This is a genomic window from Mesorhizobium sp. M7A.F.Ca.MR.148.00.0.0 (assembly GCF_003997735.1).
Classification (GTDB): Bacteria; Pseudomonadota; Alphaproteobacteria; order Rhizobiales; family Rhizobiaceae; genus Mesorhizobium.
In genome coordinates this window covers 13,791-16,066 of the sequence record NZ_RZTB01000083.1, presented here as the reverse complement: position 1 = coordinate 16,066, position 2,276 = coordinate 13,791, and the positions used below count along the sequence as shown (strand labels likewise).

General features: G+C 54.5%; 2 protein-coding genes. One reads left to right on the top strand and one right to left on the bottom strand.

Going from position 1 to position 2,276, the window contains the following annotated elements; all coding sequences use genetic code 11:
- Nucleotides 1-37: 37 nt before the first annotated feature.
- On the bottom strand, nucleotides 38-451 hold the full coding sequence (locus tag EOB49_RS24135) for a MucR family transcriptional regulator (protein ID WP_082826711.1): 414 nt from the start codon (nucleotides 449-451) through the stop codon (nucleotides 38-40).
- Nucleotides 452-1,087: 636 nt separating this feature from the next.
- On the opposite strand from EOB49_RS24135, the gene EOB49_RS37945 reads away from it, so the two are divergent.
- A partial coding sequence (locus EOB49_RS37945; protein ID WP_245472817.1) for a DUF4011 domain-containing protein occupies nucleotides 1,088-2,276 on the top strand: 1,189 nt, incomplete at its 3' end.

Below are 2,276 nucleotides of genomic sequence, written 5' to 3'. Positions count from 1 at the left end.
CAATTTTCGATCCTTTGCGAAGCTGCCAAATGTTTTGCTAGCGCGTCTTTGACTTCTTGGCTGCTGCTTTCTTGGGCGCGGCTGCTGTGCGACCGAGGCCAATCGATTTTGCCAATCTGGAGCGATTGGCTGAATAGTTAGGCGCGACCATGGGGTAATCGTTGGAGAGGCCCCATTTTTGGCGATAGGCGTCGGGCGTCAGTCCAAAATGCGTGTTCAAGTGTCTCTTGAGGGACTTGAACTTTTTGCCGTCTTCGAGGCAGACGATGTAGTCTGGAGTGACTGAGCGCTTGGGGTTGACCGCGGGAACTTGGTCGGGTTTTTCCGGTTCGGACGGCTGGCCGATACGCGCTAATGACGAATTGATGCTGGCAATAAGGTCCGGCAATGAGGAGACCGGCACTGAATTCTTGCTCACATAAGCCGCAACGATATCGGCGGTAAGCTCCATCAGCGCGGTGGCCGTATTTTGGATTTCGTCAGTCACTTCATGGCTCCGGACTTCTGCAGTGAAATCCCGATCTATTACTTATCGGCTAAAAAAACCAGTAGAGGGAGGATACTAAATGCCAGGCGCTAATAGTGATGGATGTTAAAGCGCCAATCAGAATGCGGAACCACGAGAGACGGTGGATTGATTGGGCGCGGCGTTTTCTTTGTATGACCAGGAAAGCGGCTTGAGGCTCACAGGCGGATGCATTTAGATTTGGACGAGTAGGACCTACGCATGACATTTTCGAAAGACCCGCCGCCGGAGGTTAAGCCCCAGAAGGATAAGGCAAAGACTGGATCTGAATTGGACCGCGTTCCAAGTGCGGGAGCCATTCGGGTCCGCAACGGACTCTCTGTGTCAGAAAAAGACATTGTGGAGGCGGCTAAATACGGGGGCAGGGAGCGAGAATCCTCGTCGGATAGCGACTAGGCAAAGAGGGCCAAGAATGCAGGCTCTGACCCATATCACACGTCGCAATATTGGACGGTGTCCAGAAGTGATCGCAGTCGTTTCTAATTGAACACGGCTGTTTTTTCTTGCGCGAACGCTCTACGCGGGCTCTAGCTGGTTCTCCTTTCAAAGGGGATGTAAGTCTTGGACGTAAAACAGTCAGTCTTCCAAAGCGATCTCCCTCTAAAGGAGAAACTCGAGCGCGCCAGGATGGAGTTGCTCGATCTTTCCGCCCGCAATCGACTTTTGAATGTGCCGCGGTTTTCCAAGAGCGCGAAGACGATCGATATCGTCGATGAGAAGTCGTCCGAAATTTATCGATTGCTGGTGACCGAAGGAAAGGCTTTTACCTTCCTGGCCGGCAAGCCCGATAGGCCGAAAGCGGGCCAGGATGAAAGCAGCCCTCCAGACGAAGAGATCGACTATTCCCCCGTCGCTCTCGCCCAACCAGAGGACGATGGAGTCGATAACAGAGGGATATCCGCGCGGCACTCGGACACCAAGCTGCAGACGCGTATGACCCCAACTGGGCTGCAGCGGCGGCTCCTTGATCTCTACCATGATGCCCGCACACTCGAGGAAGAGCAGGGCGTCAATATCCTCTTTCTGGCCCTTGGAATGCTGAAGTGGATTGACCCGAACAACAAAGAGAACATCCGTCAGGCCCCCCTCATTTTGGTGCCGGTTCGGCTTGAGCGAGGGGCCGCTGGAGAAAAATTCCGCCTACGAGCCCGGCCGGAAGATCTTACCGCAAACCTCTCCTTGGAACTCTATCTCGACCGCATTCACAAGCTCGCTCTGCCGCGTTTTGAGGTGGGAGATGACTTCGACGTCTCGGCCTATCTCGATGCCGTTGCCGAAGCAATTTCGACCAAAGAGGGTTGGGAGGTGCTTCGCGACGATATGGTGCTCGGCTTCTTCTCGTTTGCGAAGTTCTTGATGTACCGTGATCTGGATCCGGATCTCTGGCCCGATGGCGCAAAGATTATCGAACAACCGAAGATCCGCTCGCTTCTTTCAGATGGTTTCGAAACACGCGAGCCGCTTATGTCGGACGACATAGCGATTGATCCGCACATTGCGCCCGCCGAAATGTTGCATATCGTCGACAGTGACAGTTCTCAGACACTGGCGATCCATGACGTCAGAAAAGGTCGCGACCTCGTTATCCAAGGTCCGCCTGGGACAGGAAAATCGCAGACGATCGCAAACATTATTGGGTCGGCCGTTGCCGACGGAAAGACCGTGCTGTTCGTGGCCGAAAAGATGGCAGCGCTGGAGGTCGTCAAGCGACGGCTTGACACTGCTGGGGTGGGGGACGCCTGCCTTGAGC